The organism is Bifidobacterium sp., from assembly GCF_051876855.1.
GTDB lineage: Bacteria > Actinomycetota > Actinomycetes > Actinomycetales > Bifidobacteriaceae > Bifidobacterium.
The window spans coordinates 1-3,030 of sequence record NZ_JBJEIH010000010.1; the positions used below are offsets into that span (position 1 = coordinate 1).

The 3,030-nt window shown below is 57.6% G+C and carries 3 protein-coding genes and 1 pseudogene; 2 read left to right on the top strand and 2 right to left on the bottom strand.

Annotated elements, in window-relative coordinates; genetic code table 11:
* Both ACI38B_RS00300 and thiS read right to left on the bottom strand, forming a co-directional pair.
* Positions 1 to 210: pseudogene (locus tag ACI38B_RS00300) on the bottom strand (sulfur carrier protein ThiS adenylyltransferase ThiF); the annotation flags it as partial.
* A gap of 242 nt (positions 211 to 452) precedes the next feature.
* On the bottom strand, positions 453 to 647 hold the full coding sequence (gene thiS / locus ACI38B_RS00305; protein WP_015449677.1) for a sulfur carrier protein ThiS: 195 nt from the start codon (positions 645 to 647) through the stop codon (positions 453 to 455).
* Between the two features lie 691 nt (positions 648 to 1,338).
* Here thiS and ACI38B_RS00310 point away from each other — a divergent pair.
* Both ACI38B_RS00310 and ACI38B_RS00315 read left to right on the top strand, forming a co-directional pair.
* The gene (locus ACI38B_RS00310) at positions 1,339 to 2,472 is read left to right on the top strand and encodes an acyltransferase family protein (RefSeq protein ID WP_439729049.1); all 1,134 of its coding nucleotides are present in this window, start codon (positions 1,339 to 1,341) and stop codon (positions 2,470 to 2,472) included.
* 43 nt (positions 2,473 to 2,515) lie between these two features.
* Positions 2,516 to 2,989, top strand: a complete 474-nt coding sequence (locus tag ACI38B_RS00315; RefSeq protein ID WP_015449679.1) for a PhzA/PhzB family protein — start codon at positions 2,516 to 2,518, stop codon at positions 2,987 to 2,989.
* Positions 2,990 to 3,030: the final 41 nt, after the last annotated feature.

The following is a 3,030-nucleotide window of genomic DNA, read 5'->3' on the forward strand; positions in this document are numbered from 1 at the left end:
GGCGACGGCGATGGTCGAGCCGAGCCCGCCGAGACCGCAAATCGCCACGTGCGCGGCGTCGAGCTTGTCTTGTGTGGCGGCGGTGTGCCGGTCGAGCAGGGCCGCGCGAATCTCCTCGCGGCTGACGAGCGTGGTCGGGTCGGGCAGGCCGTCGAAGGCTTGCTGTCGTGCGGCGGTTTGTTCGGGGGTTGCTGATGGTGTGAATGTCATGGTGTGCTCTGGTGGTTTGGTGGTGCTGTGGTTTTGTAGTTTTGTGGTTGGGGTGATTTTGGTTTGGGATTGACGATGATGATTGGGGGAGCGGCGGTTACGGACGCTGTTGCGGTCTGTGGCTGCCAGATTTGATGACTGGCCGTAGCCACAGCTTGCGATTGGCTTGGTAACCCGCTTGGTGACTAGTCTGGTGTCAAGCCTGGCGACAAACCCGACGGCTAGTTTGACGTCCGACCCGCTCAGCCGCCCTGCACGAAGGTGACGATTTCGACGGTGTCGCCGTCGTGCAACATGACTTCGCTGCGCTTGTTGCGTGGCACGATATCGCCGTTGAGTTCGACGGCCACGCGCTCGGGGCGCAGCCCGCGCTGCTCGATGAGCTCGGTGACGCTGATCGGCGTCTCGAGCGTCTCCTGCTGTCCGTTGACGATCATGATGATCCTTCCCGTTGGTGCTGCTCGTCCGCGACCGCCCGCCGACCGGGCGCAAGCGCGTCCACAAACCGGCATTCTGGCCTCGAAAAGCAACAAAAAACGGGTCAGTGAAGAAATCGTACCTATTGGGCGGTGCGCTCCTTCATGACCCGGTCATGCTTGTTCTGTTATTCGGTTGTTTCACGAACAGGATCCGTCTGATTCGTGTTCGGCACGATGATGATGGCGCCGCACTCGCGACGGGGAAGGAAACGCATGCGCGTCGCCCGACCGTCGGTCGAATCATCGGGGATTGGGCAAATGCCAAGGGGAATCACGGAACGAACAATCGCATACTTACGGCGGCATTACCCGCATCAAGTTGACGGTCGAAGTCGTGGCTTCCTCTCAGCCCTTGCGGGCTCCCGTTCGGTTGTGAGGCCATCCTAAGCAACGCCCCCGGACAAGCGCTGGCCGAGATGCCGGGCAAGACGGAACAGCTTGTCCGGCGGTGTGTGTTGTGAGTGCATTGCATCCGCGGTGCTGTCCATCTGTCGCGTCTGCCCGTGCTTATTTTGCTCTCGGTCGTTGGTAGATGATTGTGACCGCTTGCAGATAGGATTCGGCTGAGAGGCGAGGACGTGTGAGGAAAGTGGATTCCATGACGAACGATTGTTCCGGTCATCGGTGCCAATTGCCGGGATTGCAAGTGTTGCGTGCAGTGGCGTGCGCCGGAGTGTTCCTTACCCATACCTTGATCGATGGGTTGGATGCTTTGGGGTCGTCCGCTGTCACGATATTCTTCATGCTGTCCGGCTTCGTGCTGGTATATCAGTATCTTGGCAAGCACAGGTTGGCTGAACCGTCGTTAGTTGCGAACGTTCGATTCGCGGTGCATAAGCTGTGGAGGCTGTACCCGTTGCATGTCGCGATGATCTGCCTGATGGTGGTGATTATGAGAATTCCTCCGAACCAGTTGCCTCCGGAGGATATCGCAGCGATTCCTGCTAGTATGCTGTTGGTCCAGTCGTGGGTTCCTGTCCGGAGTACGTTCTGGGGCACGAATTCGGTGTCATGGTTTCTGAGCGATTTGTTGTTCCTGTATTTTCTGTTCCCGTGGATTCTACGCGGGTTTGAACGGCAGTCGGGGCTGCCGTTGCGGCAGACACGTCGTCGCGCGATGGCGGTTATCACGGTGATGTTGGCTGTGGAAGTCATCTTCGGGTTGCTGAGCACTTGTTTCCCTCATCCGGTCGGGGGAGAAACGCTCGGATTCTGGTTCATGTATATTTTCCCGCCGGCACGTATCCCTGATTTTATGATTGGGTGTGCGTTGGGGTATCTGTTCGTCAGAACGCAGGAATCGCCACATGAGAGTGTGCGTGACGGGTATATGCAGTCCAGCATGATGCAACTGTTTGCAGTGGTGCTGATGATGCTGGCAAACCTGCTGTTCGAGATTGCCCATCATGGTAAAGATGACTGGGTTGGGTACCGGATCATGCATGACGGCGTTTGGTATTCGGAGCTGTTGCCGTTTACAATGACCGCCGGATTGCTCATCTGGTCGTTTGCGCATACGCAGGGTGCAATGACCCAGATGCTCGACAGCCGCATGATGATGTTCTTGGCTGCATTGAGCCCGTATTTCTATCTCATTCACCGTCCGGCTATGCTTGCCGTGCAAGTGGTGATTGCCAAGTTCGATGTTGGGATCCTGATAGATTCCGTGCCATATATGGCCATCGTTATCGCGGTGTCGCTTGCATTGTCGTGGCTGTATTCCGTGATAATCGGGCGTCCGGTACGCTGGCAGTCTTTCGGCAGCGTGAACATTCGGCGATAAGGGGATTACTTGGCTTGTCCGGCGCGGTGTGGACAGTGGTGGTATGACTTTCGAAGACGATCAGACCCGGCGCGAGCACAACCGCGCGGTGGTGGATAAGTACCTGCATTCCGGGCATGGTGACGCGCTGCTGCACCGGCATGAGCTGTTCTGCGAGGACGGGATTTCCGGATTGTGGACATCGGATTCCGGGGAGCCGGTTTTCGCCCAGGGACGTGAGAATATCGCGAAATACGACGTGTGGTCATCGGAGCATTTCCCTGATTGGGCATGGAGCAATATCACTATTTGGACAACCGATGATCCCGACCGTGTGTGGGCCGAGTGCGATGGCGAGGGCAACATCAATCTGCCTGGCCATGACCCGGTGTTCTACCGCAACCATTTCATTTATTCGTTCGAAATGCGAGACGGGCTGATTTACCGCGAGCGTGAGTTCATGAACCCGATCGTCGAGATGCGGGCGCTGGGCATGCAGACCCCAACGATTGAACTCGGTGATTTCCCGAGCGACTGAGCGGGACGGAACGTACGGCGGCGGAATGCCGTGGCGCCGGG

Coding starts and splice junctions, on each gene's coding strand:
- ACI38B_RS00315 (WP_015449679.1), top strand. CDS start 2,516: ATGACTTTCGAAGACGATCAGACCCGGCGCGAGCACAACCGCGCGGTG.
- thiS (WP_015449677.1), bottom strand. CDS start 647: ATGATCGTCAACGGACAGCAGGAGACGCTCGAGACGCCGATCAGCGTC.